General features: G+C 64.9%; 16 protein-coding genes. 6 read left to right on the forward strand and 10 right to left on the reverse strand.

Annotated elements, in window-relative coordinates:
* Positions 1-11 precede the first annotated feature (11 nt).
* Genes cobJ through cobG form a run of 4 tightly spaced genes read right to left on the reverse strand, consistent with a single transcriptional unit; the run spans position 12 to position 4,364 of the window.
* Positions 12-1,706 (reverse strand): precorrin-3B C(17)-methyltransferase, encoded by a 1,695-nt coding sequence (cobJ, locus tag CKW13_RS15780; protein ID WP_095109554.1) that lies wholly within the window; start codon positions 1,704-1,706, stop codon positions 12-14.
* Positions 1,706-2,440 carry a precorrin-2 C(20)-methyltransferase gene (locus tag CKW13_RS15785; RefSeq protein WP_371856236.1) on the reverse strand — a complete coding sequence of 245 codons (735 nt, stop codon included), beginning with the start codon at positions 2,438-2,440 and terminating at the stop codon, positions 1,706-1,708. Before CKW13_RS15785 ends, cobJ begins: the two co-directional genes overlap by 1 nt.
* Positions 2,437-3,063 carry a precorrin-8X methylmutase gene (locus tag CKW13_RS15790; RefSeq protein ID WP_095109555.1) on the reverse strand — a complete coding sequence of 209 codons (627 nt, stop codon included), beginning with the start codon at positions 3,061-3,063 and terminating at the stop codon, positions 2,437-2,439. The genes CKW13_RS15785 and CKW13_RS15790 overlap by 4 nt, the downstream gene beginning before the upstream one ends.
* Positions 3,063-4,364 (reverse strand): precorrin-3B synthase, encoded by a 1,302-nt coding sequence (cobG, locus tag CKW13_RS15795; protein WP_305886495.1) that lies wholly within the window; start codon positions 4,362-4,364, stop codon positions 3,063-3,065. The genes CKW13_RS15790 and cobG overlap by 1 nt, the downstream gene beginning before the upstream one ends.
* 129 nt (positions 4,365-4,493) lie before the next feature.
* Between cobG and cbiE the strand changes: the two genes are divergently transcribed.
* The 3 genes from cbiE to CKW13_RS15810 are packed head-to-tail and all read left to right on the forward strand — an operon-like array spanning position 4,494 to position 7,529.
* On the forward strand, positions 4,494-5,705 hold the full coding sequence (gene cbiE, locus CKW13_RS15800) for a precorrin-6y C5,15-methyltransferase (decarboxylating) subunit CbiE (RefSeq protein ID WP_095109557.1): 1,212 nt from the start codon (positions 4,494-4,496) through the stop codon (positions 5,703-5,705).
* Positions 5,698-6,795 carry a cobalt-precorrin-5B (C(1))-methyltransferase gene (locus CKW13_RS15805; RefSeq protein WP_095109698.1) on the forward strand — a complete coding sequence of 366 codons (1,098 nt, stop codon included), beginning with the start codon at positions 5,698-5,700 and terminating at the stop codon, positions 6,793-6,795. Before cbiE ends, CKW13_RS15805 begins: the two co-directional genes overlap by 8 nt.
* Complete coding sequence (locus tag CKW13_RS15810; RefSeq protein WP_095109558.1) at positions 6,792-7,529, forward strand: cobalt-precorrin-6A reductase; 738 nt, start codon at positions 6,792-6,794, stop codon at positions 7,527-7,529. The genes CKW13_RS15805 and CKW13_RS15810 overlap by 4 nt, the downstream gene beginning before the upstream one ends.
* Positions 7,530-7,533: 4 nt before the next feature.
* Here CKW13_RS15810 and radA read toward each other — a convergent pair whose 3' ends face one another.
* Positions 7,534-8,901 carry a DNA repair protein RadA gene (radA, locus tag CKW13_RS15815; RefSeq protein WP_095109559.1) on the reverse strand — a complete coding sequence of 456 codons (1,368 nt, stop codon included), beginning with the start codon at positions 8,899-8,901 and terminating at the stop codon, positions 7,534-7,536.
* A gap of 88 nt (positions 8,902-8,989) precedes the next feature.
* Positions 8,990-10,480, reverse strand: coding sequence for a catalase (locus CKW13_RS15820; RefSeq protein ID WP_218192057.1), 1,491 nt, complete (start codon positions 10,478-10,480; stop codon positions 8,990-8,992).
* Between the two features lie 338 nt (positions 10,481-10,818).
* On the opposite strand from CKW13_RS15820, the gene mscL reads away from it, so the two are divergent.
* The gene (gene mscL, locus CKW13_RS15825; RefSeq protein ID WP_095109561.1) at positions 10,819-11,232 is read left to right on the forward strand and encodes a large-conductance mechanosensitive channel protein MscL; all 414 of its coding nucleotides are present in this window, start codon (positions 10,819-10,821) and stop codon (positions 11,230-11,232) included.
* 180 nt (positions 11,233-11,412) lie between these two features.
* On the opposite strand, the gene CKW13_RS15830 is transcribed toward mscL, so the two are convergent.
* Complete coding sequence (locus CKW13_RS15830) at positions 11,413-12,189, reverse strand: ferredoxin--NADP reductase (protein WP_095109562.1); 777 nt, start codon at positions 12,187-12,189, stop codon at positions 11,413-11,415.
* Between the two features lie 411 nt (positions 12,190-12,600).
* Between CKW13_RS15830 and CKW13_RS15835 the strand changes: the two genes are divergently transcribed.
* Both CKW13_RS15835 and CKW13_RS15840 read left to right on the forward strand, forming a co-directional pair.
* Positions 12,601-13,311 carry a LuxR family transcriptional regulator gene (locus CKW13_RS15835; RefSeq protein WP_095109563.1) on the forward strand — a complete coding sequence of 237 codons (711 nt, stop codon included), beginning with the start codon at positions 12,601-12,603 and terminating at the stop codon, positions 13,309-13,311.
* A gap of 196 nt (positions 13,312-13,507) precedes the next feature.
* The gene (locus tag CKW13_RS15840; RefSeq protein ID WP_095109699.1) at positions 13,508-14,632 is read left to right on the forward strand and encodes a methyltransferase; all 1,125 of its coding nucleotides are present in this window, start codon (positions 13,508-13,510) and stop codon (positions 14,630-14,632) included.
* 352 nt (positions 14,633-14,984) lie between these two features.
* On the opposite strand, the gene CKW13_RS15845 is transcribed toward CKW13_RS15840, so the two are convergent.
* Genes CKW13_RS15845 through CKW13_RS15855 form a run of 3 tightly spaced genes read right to left on the reverse strand, consistent with a single transcriptional unit; the run spans position 14,985 to position 17,606 of the window.
* Entirely contained in the window at positions 14,985-15,152 is a 168-nt protein-coding gene (locus CKW13_RS15845; RefSeq protein WP_095109564.1) for a DUF2474 domain-containing protein, read from the reverse strand.
* A gap of 12 nt (positions 15,153-15,164) precedes the next feature.
* Positions 15,165-16,172 carry a cytochrome d ubiquinol oxidase subunit II gene (gene cydB / locus CKW13_RS15850; RefSeq protein WP_095109565.1) on the reverse strand — a complete coding sequence of 336 codons (1,008 nt, stop codon included), beginning with the start codon at positions 16,170-16,172 and terminating at the stop codon, positions 15,165-15,167.
* A 3-nt stretch (positions 16,173-16,175) separates the two neighbouring features.
* Positions 16,176-17,606 carry a cytochrome ubiquinol oxidase subunit I gene (locus tag CKW13_RS15855; protein WP_095109566.1) on the reverse strand — a complete coding sequence of 477 codons (1,431 nt, stop codon included), beginning with the start codon at positions 17,604-17,606 and terminating at the stop codon, positions 16,176-16,178.
* Positions 17,607-17,679: the final 73 nt, after the last annotated feature.

Consider the following 17,679-nt stretch of genomic DNA (forward strand, 5'->3'; position numbering starts at 1 on the left):
CCAACTCAGGTTCAGTGTTTTACACCGTACCAACGCGGCGTATACACCCACTCGCCCCCCTCGGCGCGAGGGAACGTGCAGGTAGTGGAGGAGCCGATCAACACCATAGTGCGCATATCCACCTGCTCCGGGGTCAAGTCGCCCAGGGTGGTGACCCGCAGGGTCTGGCCCGGGCGGCCGATGTCGCGGCCCAGCACCACGGGCGTCGCGCCAGTGCGGTGGGTGCGGACGATTTCCAGGGCACGCCCCAGTTGCCAGGGGCGCGAGCGCGAGATCGGGTTATAGAAAGCCAGCGCCAGGTCGGCCTCGGCGGCAAGGTCCAGGCGTTTTTCGATGATGGCCCAGGGCTTGAGGTTGTCGGACAGCGACAACACGCAAAAGTCATGGCCCAAGGGCGCGCCGGCCTGGGCGGCGGTGGCCAGCGAGGCGGAAACCCCGGGCAGGATGTCCAGATCGACGCTGTGCCACAACGGGTCGGTGGATTCGTGCAGGGCTTCGAGCACCGCCGCCGCCATGGCGAACACACCGGGGTCGCCAGAGGAGACCACCACCACCGAACGTCCCTGGGCCGCCAGTTCAAAGGCGTGACGGGCGCGCTGCATTTCTTCGCGGTTGTCGGTGCAGTGCAGCACCTGGTCGTCGCGAAACGGCCCGGCCATACGCACGTAGGTTTCATAGCCGAGCACGTCGTTGGCCCGCGCCAGTTCGGCCTTGACCGCTGGCACCATGAGTTCGGCGGCGCCGGGGCCCAGGCCGACTACCGCCAAGCGCCCACGGGGGCGGCCGATATGGGCCGGTTCCAGGGGCCGGGCGGCGACCGCGATGGCCAGGTCGCCTGCGCTGTGCAGCGCCTGCGCGGCCACCGCCCCTTGGGCCAATTCCAGCGCCGAACCGGCGTGGGTCATGAAACGCAGCGGCACGCCCAGTTCGCGCGCCGCGTCACGCAGCAACGAACTGGCCATCAGATGATCCGCCGCCACCAGGCAAGCCAGTGACTGCGCGGCAATCCCCGCTTCATGCAGGCCCACGCGGACCGACGCCGCCAAGCCTTCGCCGGCTGCCGTGAGCGCCACCAGCACATTGCGTGGGTAGATCAGCAGTTCGTCTGCGGTGGGCGAGCGCTCGGCGTGGCCGACATGGATCGCCAACCGCGCCTGTTCGTCGCGCAGCAGCGGCGCCGCGTCGAGCCATGGCGCCGCGCCTTCGATGCGCACCGCTTCGCCGGCCAGCAGGTCCGAGACAAAGCGCTTGCCCAGTTCCACGTCACCCAGGGTGTAGCCGCCGGGCGGGTTGAGCAGGCAGGTGCCGAAGCGCAGTTCGCCGCTGGTGGTGATGGCGGGCGCCACCTCCAGGGCGGCGGCGATGCCCCGCGCCAGGTCGTTCACGCCACTGAGGCCGCCCAACAGCGGCACCACCGCGCTGCCGTCCTCGGCCACCGCCAGCACGGCCGGCTCCGCGCCTTTTTCCAGCAGCAACGGGGCCAGGGTGCGGATGACGATACCTGCGGCGCACAGGGCGATGATCGGCGTGTCTTGCTGGTAGAGCTGACGCAGGGTGGCGCCGAATTCCTGATACACCCGGTCGGCGCCTTCGACCCGCCCGGCCAGGCCATAAATCAGCGCCTGTGGATAACCTTGCTGGATGCGCCGCGCCGTGGCCAGGCTGCCGCTACCGAGGATGACAATGGCGAGAGTGGGAGCGCTCATCAGCCTTGCCACCTCTCACCCGGGACGATAATCAGCGAGAAGTAGGGCGACGACATCGGCTCGACCTGGTCCAGGGCGACGATTTTCTGGTTGGCCATGGTCGCGCGCTCAACGTACAGCGCCCGCTCGGCCAGGCCCAGCTCTTGCAGCACCTGGCGCACCTTGGGGAAGTTGCGCCCCAGCTTCATGATGACCGCCGCGTCGGCGTCGCCCAGGCGCCGCTTGAGTTCGTCGTGGGGCAACACACCGGAGAGCACCGACAGGCTCTGGTTGCGATAGACCAGCGGCGCGCCCAGCACCGAGGCGCCGCCGAGCATGGAGCACACGCCCGGCACCACTTCGGCCGGGTAGCGCTCGGCGAGGCGGTCGTGCAGGTACATATAAGAGCCGTAGAAGAACGGGTCGCCTTCGCAGATCACCGCCACATCGCGGCCGGCGTCCAGGTGCGCGGCCACGTCTTGCGCGGCCACGTCATAGAAGTCGCTGATGACCTGTTCATAGGACAAGGGCGCCGGCAGCGCCTCGGTGGTCACCGGGTAAACCAGCGGCATCAGGGTCTGGGCCGCTTGCAGGTGGCCTTCGATGATGCCGAAGGCGTTGCCCTTTTTGCCCTTGGCCACGAAGTACGCCACCACCGGCGATTCGCGCAGCAGGCGCAGGGCCTTGAGGGTAATGAGTTCCGGGTCACCGGGGCCTACGCCCAGGCCGATCAAGCGTCCAGGCTGGGCCATCATTCGATCTCCGTGGCCAAGGCGTTGACGGCGGCGGCGGCCATGGCGCTGCCGCCCAGGCGACCTTGCATTATCACGAACGGCACGCCACGGCTGTCGGCGGCCAACGCTGCCTTGGACTCGGCGGCGCCGACAAAGCCCACCGGGAAGCCGAGGATCAGCGCCGGTTTCGGCGCGCCGGCGTCGAGCATTTCCAGCAAGTAGAAGAGCGCGGTGGGTGCGTTGCCGATCACCACCACACTGCCCGCCAGGTGCGGGCGCCACAGTTCCAGGGCGGCGGCGGAGCGGGTGTTGCCCAGCTCCCGGGCCAGTTCGGGCACGCGCTCGTCGCGCAGGGTGCAGATCACCTCGTTGTTGGCCGCCAGCCGCGTGCGGGTCACGCCTTCGGACACCATGCGCGCATCGCACAGGATCGGCGCACCGGCGGCCAGGGCATCGCGCCCGGCCTGGCCGGCGCCCTCGGAAAACTGCAAGCCATCGATGGCTTCGACCATGCCGCAGGCGTGGATCACCCGTACCGCGAGTTTTTCCAGGTCGGCGGGGATCCGTTGCAGGTTGGCTTCGGCGCGGATGATCGCGAACGAATGGCGATAGATCTCCTGACCGTCGCGGATGTAATCAAGCATCAAGGGTGGCTCCGTGGGCGGGCGCCGAGTAAGGCGCCCGCCGCTTCAATAGTAAGGTTGCGCGCATGCGGGGCGCCGAAACCCGGCAGCCCCGCAGCGGAGAAATACAGGTCGTAATGGCCCGGGGCGACGGCCAGCAGGGTGACGGCCGCCGGGTGGGCGGCGGCGCAGGAGCGCGGGCAGCCCGACAAGTGCACCTCGGTGCAGCGCTCGGTGCCCTGCAATAGGGCTGCCAGGCGCACGGCGTCGGCCTTGGTGTCGGCCTGGGCCTTGGCGCACCCGGGCGAGCCGGTGCAGGCAATCACATGGGCCAGGGCCTGGTCCGCCGAGCCGAGCAGGCCCAGTTGCTCAAGCGCCGCAAGCACCTGCGGGCCGTCCTCGGCGCGGATGTTGGGCAGTAGCAGGCTTTGCCACGGGGTCAGGCGCAGGCTGCCATCGCCGAACGCCTGCGCCAAGTGAGCGGCACCGCGCAGCTTGGCCGGGTCGAGCCGCCCCAAGGGCGCAGCAGCGCCGACGTAGACGTAGCCGCTGTCGCCCTGTGGATAAGTGCCCAGGTGCAGACCCGCGGTAGGCGCGGCCCGTTGCCAATCGGCGATGGCCAGCAGCGGCAGGCGTGTGGCCAGGTCTGCCAGCAACTTATCCACAGGGGTTTCGACCAGCAGTTGGCGCATGCGGTTGTGCTCGGGGCGGGCGTGGTCGAGGAACCACTCCAGCACCGCCACCACCAGGTCATGGCCCTGGGCCAGGGGCACCGCCGCCAGAGGTCGATCCCGCAGGCACCCGGCCACGCCGAAGGCCAGCGCCGGTTGCCCGGCCAAGGTGCAGGCCGAGAGCCAGAGGTCGTGGTGGTGGTCGAGCATGGCCAGGGCTTCGCCGCCATCGAGTTGCACGGCGAACTTGGCCGACAACTGGGCAAACCGCGGGTGGCTTTGCAGGGTCGCGAGGATCTGCTGCGCCAGTGGCCGCGTGTCGACCAACCGCTGGCGGTCGATGCCCGCCGTGGGGCTGAGCATCAAGTTGCGCACATCGTCGCCCGCCACCGTGGTCGGGCCCAGGCCCGCCGCCAGCAGGCTGTCGATCAGGCCTGAGTGATCGGCGCCGATGCCGCGGATTTGCAGGTTGGCGCGGTTGGTCGCCTCGATCACCCCAGCGGCAAAGCGCTCGGCGCCGTCGGCCACCACCCGCGCCTGGGCCGTGCTGATGGCACCGCCGGCCAGTTTGATCCGGCAAATACCACCGTCCAACGCCTGGACGATACGCAACAGCCCCGGACAACCGGAGGGGCGCACAGCAACGGGGATCTGAGGTGAGTTCACGGGCATGACCGGTTGGAGAGTAGAGGCACTTCGCTGGCGAAGGCGCGGTATTATGCCTGCTTTGTCCGGCGGCATGAAAAGCCTCGTCGGACGCTGCATTTTTAAGGAACCGCAATGGCGCCCTGGCTGACGGTAGTGGGAATCGGTGAAGACGGCTTCAGTGGCCTGGGCAAGCAGGCCCGGCGCGCGCTGTTGGGCGCTGGGCGGATTGTCGGCAGCCCCCGGCAACTGGCGCTGCTGCCCCACTGCATCCGTGGCGAGCGCCACGAATGGCCCCGGCCGTTTTCCCTGGAACCGCTGCTGGCCCTGCGCGGTGAGGCGGTATGCGTGCTGGCCAGCGGCGACCCCATGCTGTTCGGCGTTGGCGCCAGCCTGGCCCGGCACCTGGACAGCACGCAGATGCAGGTGCTGCCCGCGCCCTCCTCTTATTCCCTGGCCGCCGCCCGCCTCGGTTGGCCGTTGCAGGAGCTGGTCACCCTTTCGGTGGTGGCACGCCCGGTCGCGGCCATCAGCGCGCACCTGCACAGCGGTGCGCGCCTGCTGGTGCTGAGCAACGACGGGCAAAGCCCCGCCGCCGTGGCCCGGCTGCTGCGCGAGCGGGGTTTCGGCCCCAGCCGCGTCACCGTGCTGGAACACTTGGCGGGCGCAGCCGAACGGCGCGTCGAAGGCCTGGCCTGCGACTGGGCCGACCCGCCCATCGCGGACCTCAACCTGATCGCCATCGAGTGCCTCGCCGAGCCCGGCACCCCGCGCCTGTCGCGCCTGGCGGGGCTACCCGACAGCGCGTTTCGCCACGATGGCCAATTGACCAAACGCGACGTGCGCGCCATCACCCTCGCCCGCCTCGCGCCCCTGCCCGGTGAACTGCTGTGGGATGTGGGCGCCGGCAGCGGCTCCATCGGCATCGAATGGATGCGCAGCCACCCCGCGTGCCGGGCCCTGGCCATCGAGGCCGATGAAGGCCGCCAAGCCCTGATCGAGCACAACCGCGACACCCTCGGCGTGCCCGGCCTGCAACTGGTTCGCGGCCAAGCGCCGCAAGCGTTGGAGGGGCTGGAAGCGCCGGACGCGATCTTCATCGGCGGCGGCGTCACCCGCGACGGCGTGCTCGATCGGTGCTGGGCCAGCCTCAAGCCTGGCGGGCGGCTGGTGGCCAACGCGGTGACCCTGCAAAGTGAAATCGCCCTGATGGCTTTTCGCGAGCGCCATGGCGGCGAACTGACCCGTATCCATATCGCCCAGGCCCAGCCCCTGGGGGATTTCGACACCTGGCGCCAAGCACTGCCGATCACCGTGCTGGAGGTCGCCAAGGGCCATGATGCGTGACGAAACCGCCGAAAAACCGGCGCCCCTGCGCAGCGGCCTGACCACCGGCAGTTGCGCCACGGCCACCAGCCTGGCGGCGGCGCGCCTGTTGCTGGGCGGCGCGGTGGATGACGCGGTGCACATCACGCTGCCCAAGGGCAAGCAGGTGCAGATGCGCCTGGAGTTCTGCCGCCTCACCACCCACGGCGCCGAGGCGGGCACGATCAAGGACGCCGGCGACGATCCGGATGTGACCCACGGCGCGCTGCTCTATACCCAGGTGCGCCTGCAAGCCACGCCGGGGGTTCGCTTCAACGCCGGGCGCGGCGTCGGCACCGTCACCCGCCCGGGGCTGGTGCTGGAGGTGGGCGAGCCGGCGATCAACCCGGTGCCGCGCCGCATGATGAGCGAACACCTGGCGCAACTGGCCCGCGAACACGGCTATGGCGGCGGCTTCGAGGTGACAGTGAATGTGCAGGACGGCGAGGCCCTGGCTCTCAAGACCATGAACCCGCGCCTGGGGATCCTCGGCGGCTTGTCGATCCTGGGCACCAGCGGCATCGTGCGGCCGTTTTCCTGCGCCGCGTACATCGCCTCGATCCACCAGGGCATCGATGTCGCCAAAAGCAACGGCAACCAGCACATCGCCGCGTGCACCGGCAACGCCAGCGAAGACTGCATGCGCCGCGTCTATGGCCTGCCGGAAATCGCCCTGATCGAGATGGGCGATTTCGTCGGCGCCGTGCTCAAGCACCTGCGCAAAGTGCCGGTGGCCAAGCTCAGCCTGTGCGGCGGGTTCGGCAAAATCAGCAAACTCGCCGCCGGGCACATGGACCTGCACAGCCGCCACTCCAGCATCGACCTGGCGCAACTGGCCGGTTGGGCCGCCGCCGTCGGCGCCGACGAAGCCTTGCAGCAAGCCATACGCGCGGCCAACACCAGCCAGCAGGCCCTGGCAATGGCCAGTGCGGCGGGGGTGGCGCTGGGCGACGCGGTGTGCCAGCACGCCCTGGCTTTCGCCCGCAGCGTGGTGCCGGCCCAAGTGCAGGTGGAAGTGTTCGCCATCGACCGCCAGGGTGCGGTGGTCGGCCACGCCGGGGGCTGGGCATGAAGCGCGTGTTGCTGCTGGGCGGCGTCAGCGAAGCCCTGGCCATCGCCCGCCACCTCGGCCCGGCGCACCTCTATAGCCTGGCCGGAATCGGCCGCGTGCCGACAGATTTGCAGTGCCCGGTGCGGGTCGGCGGCTACGGCGGCGCCGAGGGGTTGGCGCGGTTTATCGGCGAGCAGGGCATCGACCTGTTGCTGGACGCCACCCACCCCTACGCCGCGCAGATCAGCGTCAACGCCGCCCACGCGGCGCAGTCCACGGGCATCGCCTGCTGGGCCTTGCGCCGCCCCGCGTGGCAGGCCGGCGCCGGGGATGACTGGCGTGAGGTGGCCGACTGGGCCGAGTTGATCGCCGCGCTGGCACCGTTCCGGCGGCCGCTGTTCACCCTGGGCCGCGAGCCCTTGCAGCACCTGGAAGAAATCCCCGCCGCACAGTTCTGGACCCTGCGCGCCCTGGACACCTGCCCCGGCAATGAGCGCTGCGAAGTGATCGGTGCCCGTGGGCCGTTTCTGCTGGAGGACGAGCGGGCGTTGTTCGCGCGCCGCAACATCGATGTATTGGTGAGCAAGAACAGCGGCAGCGGCGCCACTGAGCCCAAGCTGCAAGTGGCCCGCGAGCGCGGGGTGCCGGTGCTGATTTTGCGCCGCCCGCCGCTGCCGGCCGTGGCCCGCGAGTTTACGGCGGTGGCTGAGGTGCTCCAGGCATTGGCCGCCGCAGGCTTGCTCGCCAGCCCTTGAGGCGTTACTCGAACAAGGCGTCCAGGGCTTGTTCCAGGCGCGTCACGGCGATGATCTGCAACCCCGGCGGCGCTTCTTTGGGCGCATTGCCCTTGGGCACGATGGCGCGCTTGAAGCCGTGCTTGGCCGCTTCCTTCAGGCGCTCCTGGCCGCTGGGCACCGGGCGCACCTCGCCAGACAGGCCGACCTCGCCGAACACCAGCAAATCGTGGGGCAACGGCCGGTTGCGCAGGCTCGACATCACCGCCGCCATCAGCGCCAGGTCGGACGCGGTTTCCAGCACCTTGACCCCGCCCACCACGTTGAGGAACACGTCTTGGTCGTGGGTGGGAATGCCACCATGGCGATGCAGCACCGCCAGGAGCATGGCCAGGCGATTCTGGTCCAGGCCCAAGGTGACGCGGCGCGGGTTGGCCAAATGGCTGTCGTCCACCAACGCCTGGACTTCCACCAGCATCGGGCGGGTGCCTTCCCAGGTGGCCATCACCACGCTACCTGGGACTTCTTCCTGGGCGCGGGTGAGAAAAATCGCTGAAGGGTTTGAGACTTCCTTCAGGCCTTTGTCGGTCATGCCGAACACGCCCAGTTCGTTGACCGCGCCGAAGCGGTTCTTTACCGCCCGCAACAAGCGCAAGCGGCCATCGGACTCACCCTCGAAATACAGCACCGTATCGACCATGTGCTCCAGCACCCGCGGCCCGGCCAGCGCGCCTTCCTTGGTGACGTGGCCGACGAGAAAAATCGCCGTGCCGCTCTGCTTGGCGTAACGCACCAGCAGCGCGGCGCTTTCACGCACCTGGGAGACGCCGCCGGGGGCCGATTGCAGTTGTTCGGTGAAAATCGTCTGGATGGAGTCGATCACCATTACCTTGGGCTTTTCCTGGCGGGCGGTGGCGATGATGGTTTCGATGCAGGTTTCGGTCATCACCCGCAGCTTGTCCTGGGGCAGGCCCAGGCGCCGGGCGCGCATGGCCACTTGCTGCTGGGACTCTTCGCCGGTGACGTACAGGGCGGGCATTTTCGCCGCCAGGGCACATAGGGTTTGCAGGAGGATGGTGGATTTGCCGATGCCCGGATCGCCGCCGATCAACACCACCGAGCCGTCCACCAGGCCACCGCCCAGGACGCGGTCCAACTCGCCGGAGGCGGTGGAGAAACGCGGGATTTCCTCGACGCTGACTTCGGCCAGGGTCTTGATCTGGGCCTGTTGCCCGGTCCACCCGGTACGCCCGCTGGGGGGCGCGGCGCCGCCGCTTTCGACCATGGTTTCGGTCAGGGTATTCCAGGCCCCGCACTCGCCGCACTGGCCGGCCCACTTGGGGAAGGTGGCGCCGCACTCGGTGCAGCCGTACATGCGCTTTGCCTTGGCCATCTGAACTCCGGGGAAAAACCGCGATGATAGCTCAGGCGCAGCATGCTGCGGGCCGGGGAATTGACGCCCGCCCGCAGCGCCCGATGAATCAATCGCTGAGCTTGGCCGCCAAGGCCTTGACCCGCGCCAGGTCGCCGCCGGCCACTTGGGCCACGCCAGCGCCGTACTGCGGGTCGGCCTTATAAAGGAACGAGAGGATGATGTGCTTGCTTTCATCATCGGCCGCGGCCAGGGACGCACCGAAACTGGCGATCAGGTCCTTGCGCTCCTGTTTGCTGTAGGAGCGGTACAAATCCCCGGCCTGCTTGAAGTTCTGCTCGCGGCTGATCTGCGCCTGCTGGGTGGTGCCCGACAGCGCCAATTGGCTGGAGCGCGCCGCCGGGGTCTCGTCGCGGGGGGCCAGGCGGCTGGGCTGGTAGTTCACGCCGCCACGGCTTTGGCCGAAGTTCATCACGCCGTCCTGGTTGCCATTGTTGACCACCACTTTCGGGGCGTTGATCGGCAGTTGCAGGGCGTTGGCCCCAACGCGGTACATCTGCGTGTCGACGTAAGAGAACAGGCGCCCCTGCAGCAGGCGATCTTCCGACGCCTCGATACCCGGCACCAGGTTGGACGGCGCCATGGCCACTTGTTCGGTTTCCTGGAAGACATTGCCCGGGTTGCGGTTAAGCACCATTTGCCCGACTTTGCGTTGCGGTACGCCAGGCCAGATCTTGGTGGCATCCAACGGATCAAACTCAAACTTGTACAGGTCTTGCGGCTTTATGACTTGCACGTACAAGTCCCATTTGGGGAAGTTGCCTTTCTCGATATTGGCCACCAGATCTTTGGTCATGTGGCTGTATTCATTACTTTGTATTTTATTCACGTCGTCTGGCCTCAAATTTTTAACTCCCTGCACGCTTTTCCATTGAAATTTTACGTAGCTCACTTCGCCCTCCGCATTAATCAGTTTGTAGGCATGCACACTATTGCCATCCATCTCCCGGTAACTGGCCGGTGTTCCGGAGTTGGCATACAGCTCGGTCAGGGTGCGGGTGGCTTCGGGAACATGGGAGAAAAAATCAAACCGCTGGGCATCGTTATCCAAGTTAGTGCGCGGGTCGGGTTTAAAGGCATGGACCATGTCGGGAAACTTGATGGCGTCGCGAATAAAGAAGGTAGGCAAGTTGTTGCCTACCAGGTCCCAATTGCCATCGGCGGTGTAGAACTTGGTGGCGAAACCGCGAGGGTCGCGCAGGGTTTCCGGCGAATGATTACCGTGCACCACCGAAGAGAAGCGCACGAACACCGGCGTGCGTTGCCCGGCGGCGAACACCTGGGCCTTGCTCAGGTCACTGAGGCTGTCGGTGACGGTGAACACCCCGTGGGCGCCGGTGCCACGGGCATGCACCACGCGCTCAGGGATGCGCTCGCGGTCGAAGCGTTGCAGCTTCTGGATCAACTGCACGTCTTGCAGCAAGGTCGGGCCATGGGCGCCGGCGGTCTGCGAGTTCTGGTTATCACCCACCAACGCGCCGTTGTCGCGGGTCAGGTTGGCGGCTTGGGCACAGACCCCAAGCAGACTAAGGGTGAGCATCCCCAAAGCATGGCGATACGGGGGGAAGGCCCCGTAGCTCATCAGCTTTTTCATGTGGAACTCCTCTGTATTTATGGAGCGCAACCAGGTGCGCTCATCAGAGGCTAGTGAGCCAGCGGGGGTTTTCTAAATAGAAATTGCCAGGCCCGGCGATTGAAAAAAATGCCTGGAGGCCCCGGCTCACAAGGGCTACCCACGGGTGATTGACGGCACCTTGCAAACTTTCTGCAAATCGATGTGTCCGTTATATGGCGTTTTGTAAAAAGCGGTTTCATGCAGGAGTCGTTTTGCTGACTTACACTGCGCTCACCAATTCAATCTGTATCAAGGAATAACCTATGGGCGTGATAAGTGAGTTCAAGGCCTTCGCGGTCAAGGGCAATGTGGTGGACATGGCCGTGGGTATTATCATCGGCGCCGCCTTCGGCAAAATCGTTTCATCCTTTGTCGGCGATGTGGTGATGCCACCCATTGGCCTGCTGATCGGTGGCGTGGATTTCGCTGACCTGGCGATCACGCTCAAGGCAGCACAGGGCGATATCCCGGCGGTCGTGCTGGCCTATGGCAAGTTCATCCAGAGCGTGATCGATTTCGTCATCGTGGCGTTCGCCATCTTTATGGGCGTCAAGGCCATCAACCGCCTCAAGCGCGAAGAAGCCGTGGCACCGAGCCTGCCCCCGGTGCCGACCAAGGAAGAAGAGTTGCTGAGTGAAATCCGCGACTTGCTCAAGGCCCAGCAAAACCGGCCTTGAGCCCATCGGCTCAAGGCGACCTTGTGGGAGCAACTGCCTTACCCCTGCCATTCGCGACCGCCACTCAGTGCCGCCCTCGCGAGCAGGCTCGCTCCCACAGAGGAAAAATCAAAACCCCACCCACGCTTCAGTTCAATTGTGGGAGCGGGCCCGCCCGCTCCCGCACAAGCACAACGTGCCCTACCAATAGTTCTCCACCGCCACCTGCCCTGGCCGACGGCTCAGGCTCAGTTGCATGTCACGCTGCTTGAGCAGGTGGCGGGTGTCTTCGATCATTTGCGGGTTACCGCACAACATCACCCGCGAATGCTCCGGCGTCAGCGTCACACCCGCCGCGCGCTCCAGCTCGCCGTTGGCGATCAGGTCGGTGATGCGGCCATTGAGGGCGCCGGGGTGCTGTTCGCGGGTGACGATGGGGATGAACTGCAATTTGTGGCCGTACTCGGCCAGGTAGTCGCGCTGGGCCAGCCCCGCGATCAGTTCCTGATACGCCAGCTCCCGCGCCTCGCGCACGCTGTAGACGAGGATGATGCGCTCGAAGCGCTCCCAAGCCTCGAAGTCCTGCAACACCGACATAAACGGCGCGATCCCGGTGCCGGTCGCCAGCAGCCACAGGTCGCGGCCATCGGCGAAGCGGTCCAGGGTCAAGAAACCGAAGGCCTGGCGCTCTACCAGCAGGGTGTCGCCGGCCTGCAAGCGGCTCAGCTCGCTGGTGAACTCGCCGCCCGGCACTACGATGGAAAAGAACTCCAGGAACTCATCGTGGGGCGAGGACGCCATGGAGTAGGCGCGCCACACCGTCGTGCCATCGGCTTTGGTCACCCCCAGGCGCGCAAACTGCCCGGCGCGAAAGCGAAACCCCGCATCGCGGCTCGCACGCAGGGTAAACAGGTTGGCGGTCAGGGGCTGGACATCGAGCAGGGTTTGGCGGGTGAACTTCTCGGCACTGGCGGTCATGGGGCACTCCACTGGGCAGGAGCGCCTAGTGTCCCGCAAAGCCCGGTGCAAGAACACCGATAAACCGTAATGGTATAGGGCCACTTCCCAAGGCGAGCACGCCCTGGCGCCATAGATTGTTTCTACATGCCGCTATCGCGTTTTACCTAACTTAGCCAGCGCTGCAAAAACGATTAACCACACAAACCGATATAAAACCCAAACATGCCCCACTGAATGTCGAACAGCATGTAATCCAACTGTTGCACTGATGAATCAGTGCGAATGCACTAAGAATCAAACCGGACAGGCTGTAACAATTTCCAGACCGAAAAATTTCCTACAGCCAAATATCAGCTGTCCTACACTCGTTTCTGCCGTCTCTGATTCCATGGCGCGCATCACGGAGTATCCAAGCATGGAGAGTTACCAATGGTCATCTGGAAGGAAGCTCAACTACGCCGACTGACTCAAGGCAACGACATACAGACCACATTCGATATCGCCCTCAACCTGACCCAAGAGATGGGATTCGAATACTGTGCATTTGCGATAAGCCCCCATTCCCCCGAGCATCACCAACACAACCTGAGGATTAATAACTACCCCAACGAATGGAATAAAAAATACGAAACCAGCAACTATCAAAACAGCGATCCAATCGTCCGGCATTGCAGCCATTCCGTGTTGCCGATTGTCTGGACCGACCAGGCCTTCATCGACTCACCGCATTTGTGGCGCGAAGCCCAGAGCTTTGGCCTGTGCCATGGCTGGTCGCAATCGCTGCATGACTTCCGCGGTTTTTTCAGCATGCTCAGCCTGGCGCGCAGCCAACAACCCATCACCCCCGGTGAGCTCTATGAAAAGGCCGGCCAACTGATCTGGCTGTGCCATGCCCTGCACTCAGTCATTGCACAGAAGTTGGTGATGGAAGGTCGATTTCGCCCCGAGAGCAAACTTTCCCTACGGGAAGCCGAAGTGCTGAAGTGGGCCGCCGCCGGCAAAACCGCAGCGGATATCGCGACGATCCTGAGCCTTTCCGAGCGCACGGTGAATTTCCATATGTGCAGCGCCGTGAAAAAAATGGGGGCCAGCAACAAAATGTCGGCGGTGGTCAAGGCCGTCAAGGAAGGCATCTTCTGACCCATCGCCCAGACGCCCCACCCGCGCAGGCCTTGGCAACCGATAAACCAGTGAGTAATCCAAGTAAAAAAAACGTACCATTTGCCGCCCCTCTGAGTGATGCCGCGCCGCCCGCCGGCCGCGTCGAAGTGCACTCAGGCGGTCCCGCAGAGCCTGTATGGCCCGCTACCCGTTGATTACCCAGAGTCCCCGCGCCATGCCCCTGCTTGAAACGCCCTTCGCCCAACTCGACCTGATCCGCCAGCCCGAGCAACCCAACGAACCTCTACAAGCATTCGATGCGGCCGATGAGTACCTGCTCAATCACCTGGCCCAGCAACAGCCCGGCGCGGGCACTCGGGTGCTGGTGCTCAACGACAGTTTCGGCGCAATCGCGGCCAGCCTGGCCGGGCGGGTGCAGGTCAGCAGCAGCGGTGACTCGTTCCTCGCCGCACAGGCCCTGGAAAAAAACCTCGTGCGCAATGGCTTGGCCTTCGACGCCGTGCCCCAGGTGCCGGCCAGCGCCACGGTACAAGGCCCGTTCGACCGCGTGCTGGTGCGCGTGCCCAAGACCCTGGCCCTGCTGGAAGAACAACTGATCCGCCTGCAAGGCCAACTGGCCCCCGGCGCCGAGGTGATTGCCGGGGCAATGATTAAGCACCTGCCCCGCGCTGCCGGCGACCTGCTGGAGCGCTACATCGGCCCAGTGCAGGCCTCGCTGGCAGTGAAAAAGGCGCGCCTGCTGGTGGCCACCTACCAAGCCAAACCCGTGGCCGCCTCGCCCTACCCTAGCCGCTACCGCCTCGACGCACCGGCCATCGAATTGCTCAACCATGCCAACGTGTTCTGCCGCGAGGGCCTGGATATCGGCACCCGGGCTTTTTTGCCGCACCTGCCCCAAAACCTGGGCACCGCCCGCGTCGCCGACCTGGGCTGCGGCAACGGCGTGCTGGCCATCGCCAGCGCCCTGAACAACCCGCAGGCCCACTACACCCTGGTGGACGAGTCGTTCATGGCCGTGCAATCGGCCACCGAGAACTGGCACGCAGCCCTGGGCGAGCGCGACGTGAACATCCACCCCGGCGATGGGCTGGCTGGCCAGGCGCCCCAATCCCTGGACGTGGTGCTGTGCAACCCGCCCTTCCACCAGCAGCAAGTGGTGGGCGACTTCCTTGCCTGGCGTATGTTCCAACAGGCCCGCGAAGCCCTGGTGCCCGGCGGCGCCCTCTATATAGTCGGCAACCGCCACCTGGGCTATCACAGCAAACTGGCGCGCCTGTTCCGCGGCGTGGAGCAAGTGGCCGCCACGCCTAAGTTCGTCATCCTCAAGGCGCGGCGCTAAGCCCTCTGGCGATCAATACCCCTGTGTAAGCAGGCTTGTGTGGTAGCAACTGTCTTACTCCTAGCCTTCGTCGCCGCCACTGCGTGCGGCCATCGCGAGCAGGCTCGCTCCCACAAAGGAAAATGAAAATCCCACCCGCACCACCGTTCAACTGTGGGAGCGGGCTTGCCCGCGATGAGGTCGGTATGCCCGGCACATCTGTGCAAACCAGGCTCCCACAGGGCAGCCACACACGGTCAATCCAAGAGGTGGGCCGCGGTATCGACAGCCCCCTCCCCAGGCCCAAAAAAAACCCTCCAACGGAGGGTTATAAAACCGTGCCGCAAGGCAACGGGATGGGAAGTCGTGCCACTCAGTGGGTGGACAGGCCCGCCGCGTTCATGAACAGGCGCATCAGGCTGGCGACGATGAACAGGGCCAGCACACTGCCGGTCCAGATCAGGGCCAGCCAGCCCAGGCGCTGCAACAGCGGCTTGGGTTCTTCGTGTGCGAGTTTGTGGGCAACCGGTTTGTCAGCCATGGTTCCAGTCCTCTAGTGATAGCCGTCTTCGTGGGTGACCTTGCCGCGGAACACGTAGTAGCTCCAGAAGGTGTAGCCCAGGATGAACGGGATGATGAACAGCGTACCCACCAGCATGAAGCCCTGGCTTTGCGGCGGCGCGGCGGCGTCCCAGATGGAGATGGACGGCGGCACGATGTTGGGCCACAGGCTGATACCCAAGCCGCTGTAGCCGAGGAAGATCAACACCAGGGTCAGCAGGAACGGCGTGTAGTGGGCATTGCGGGCCACGGCGCGCACCAACCCGTACATCGTCACCAGCACCAGGATCGGCACCGGCAGGAACCAGAACAGGTTCGGCAGGCTGAACCAGCGCGAAGCGATTTCCGGATGGGCCAGGGGCGTCCAAATACTGACGACGCCAATCACCGCCAACACCACGAAAGCCAATGGCCGGGCCAGGTCGTGCATCTGCTCCTGCAACTTGCCTTCGGTTTTCATAATCAGCCAGGTGCAGCCGAGCAAGGCATAGGCCGCCACCAGGGCAAGGCCGCAGAACAGGGTGAACGGCGTGAACCAGTCCAGCGAGCCGCCGGCAAACTGGCGGTTGACCACCGGAATGCCATCGATGAACGCCCCCAGTGCCACGCCCTGGAAGAAGGTGGCGGTGATCGAACCACCAATGAACGCCTTGTCCCATAGGTGGCGCTTGTCGTCCTTGGCCTTGAAGCGGAACTCGAAGGCCACGCCACGGAAGATCAGCCCCACCAGCATCAGGATCAACGGCAGGTACAAGGCCTCCAACACCACCGAGTAGGCCAACGGAAAGGCCCCGAACAACGCCGCGCCGCCGAGTACCAGCCAGGTTTCGTTGCCGTCCCAGACCGGCGCCACGGTGTTCATCATCACGTCGCGGTCGCTCTTGCCCTTGATAAACGGAAAGAGGATGCCAATGCCCAGGTCGAAGCCGTCCATGACCACGTACATCATGATGCCGAAGATGATAATCACGGCCCAGATCAGCGCAAGATCAATACCCATGACTCAATTCCCCTTGTTCAAGCTGTCGGCGTCTTCGCCATCATCGGCGGCGGACAGTGGTCGGGCAGGTGTGCGTTGCTGGCCGGGGCCACCATGGGCCGGCTCGGCGCCTTCATCGATGAGCGGGCCTTTGCGCACCAGGCGCATCATGTAGCCCAGGCCTGCACCGAACAGCGCGAAATACACCACCACAAACAGCACCAGGGTGATGCTCATCTGCATCACGCTATGGCCGGACGACGCATCAGCGGTGCGCATCACCCCGTAAATGACCCACGGCTGGCGGCCGATTTCGGTGGTGAACCACCCGGCCAGAATCGCGATCAACCCGGACGGGCCCATCCACAACGTCAGGTACAAGAACGGCCGCGAAGAATAGAGGCGGTCACGCTTGCGCAGCCACAGGCTCCACAACCCGGTGAAAATCATCAGCATGCCCAGGCCGACCATGATGCGAAACGACCAGAACACAATGGTCGAGTTCGCCCGGTCCTCGGGCGGGAAGTCCTTGAGCGCCGGCACCTGTTTGTCCAGCGAGTGGGTCAGGATCAGGCTGCCCAGGTAGGGGATTTTCACCGCGTACTTGGTTTCTTCGGCCTTCATGTCTGGCCAGCCGAACAGGATCAGCGGCGTCGGCTCGTCGCCGTGGTTTTCCCAGTGGCCCTCGATGGCGGCGATTTTCGCCGGTTGGTGCTTGAGGGTGTTGAGGCCGTGAAAGTCGCCGATCACCGCTTGGATGGGCGCCACCAGCAGGGCCATCCACATGGCCATCGACAGCATGGTGCGGATCGCCGGGGTGTCGCGCCCGCGCAGCAAATGCCAGGCCGCCGAGGAGCCGACGAAGAACGCGGTGGCGACGAACGCCGCCGTGGCCATGTGCATCAGGCGATAGGGGAAGGACGGGTTGAAAATCACCGCCAGCCAATCCACCGGGATCACTTGGCCGTTGACGATTTCGTAGCCCTGGGGCGTCTGCATCCAGCTGTTGGAGGCCAGAATCCAGAAGGTGGAAATCAGCGTGCCGATGGCAACCATGACCGTGGCAAAAAAGTGCAGCTTGCGCCCCACCTTGTTCCAGCCAAACAGCATCACCCCCAGGAAACCCGCCTCCAGGAAGAACGCCGTGAGCACTTCATAGGTCAACAGCGGCCCGGTGATGGAGCCGGCAAAATCCGAGAAACGGCTCCAGTTGGTGCCGAACTGGTAGGCCATGACCAACCCGGACACCACACCCATGCCGAAGTTGACGGCAAAGATCTTCGACCAGAAATGGTAGAGGTCGCGGTAGGTGTTGTTGCCGGTCTTGAGCCACAACCCTTCGAGCACCGCCAGGTAACTCGCCAGGCCAATGGTGATGGCCGGGAACAGGATGTGGAACGAGATGGTGAACGCGAATTGGATTCGGGCGAGATCAAGCGCCTCCAAACCGAACATAAGCTTTCCTCTGTCAGGTAATACCGGCTACTGGCCAGGGGCCTGCAACCACTGCCCCCACGGTTATGGAGTG

Origin of the sequence: Pseudomonas sp. Irchel 3E20 (assembly GCF_900187645.1) — a bacterium.
In the GTDB taxonomy this organism is placed as follows: Bacteria; Pseudomonadota; Gammaproteobacteria; order Pseudomonadales; family Pseudomonadaceae; genus Aquipseudomonas.

Coding starts and splice junctions, on each gene's coding strand:
- cobJ (WP_095109554.1), bottom strand. CDS start 1,706: ATGAGCGCTCCCACTCTCGCCATTGTCATCCTCGGTAGCGGCAGCCTG.
- CKW13_RS15785 (WP_371856236.1), bottom strand. CDS start 2,440: ATGATGGCCCAGCCTGGACGCTTGATCGGCCTGGGCGTAGGCCCCGGT.
- CKW13_RS15790 (WP_095109555.1), bottom strand. CDS start 3,063: ATGCTTGATTACATCCGCGACGGTCAGGAGATCTATCGCCATTCGTTC.
- cbiE (WP_095109557.1), top strand. CDS start 4,494: ATGGCGCCCTGGCTGACGGTAGTGGGAATCGGTGAAGACGGCTTCAGT.
- CKW13_RS15805 (WP_095109698.1), top strand. CDS start 5,698: ATGCGTGACGAAACCGCCGAAAAACCGGCGCCCCTGCGCAGCGGCCTG.
- CKW13_RS15810 (WP_095109558.1), top strand. CDS start 6,792: ATGAAGCGCGTGTTGCTGCTGGGCGGCGTCAGCGAAGCCCTGGCCATC.
- radA (WP_095109559.1), bottom strand. CDS start 8,901: ATGGCCAAGGCAAAGCGCATGTACGGCTGCACCGAGTGCGGCGCCACC.
- CKW13_RS15820 (WP_218192057.1), bottom strand. CDS start 10,480: ATGCTCACCCTTAGTCTGCTTGGGGTCTGTGCCCAAGCCGCCAACCTG.
- mscL (WP_095109561.1), top strand. CDS start 10,819: ATGGGCGTGATAAGTGAGTTCAAGGCCTTCGCGGTCAAGGGCAATGTG.
- CKW13_RS15830 (WP_095109562.1), bottom strand. CDS start 12,189: ATGACCGCCAGTGCCGAGAAGTTCACCCGCCAAACCCTGCTCGATGTC.
- CKW13_RS15835 (WP_095109563.1), top strand. CDS start 12,601: ATGGTCATCTGGAAGGAAGCTCAACTACGCCGACTGACTCAAGGCAAC.
- CKW13_RS15840 (WP_095109699.1), top strand. CDS start 13,508: ATGCCCCTGCTTGAAACGCCCTTCGCCCAACTCGACCTGATCCGCCAG.
- CKW13_RS15845 (WP_095109564.1), bottom strand. CDS start 15,152: ATGGCTGACAAACCGGTTGCCCACAAACTCGCACACGAAGAACCCAAG.
- cydB (WP_095109565.1), bottom strand. CDS start 16,172: ATGGGTATTGATCTTGCGCTGATCTGGGCCGTGATTATCATCTTCGGC.
- CKW13_RS15855 (WP_095109566.1), bottom strand. CDS start 17,606: ATGTTCGGTTTGGAGGCGCTTGATCTCGCCCGAATCCAATTCGCGTTC.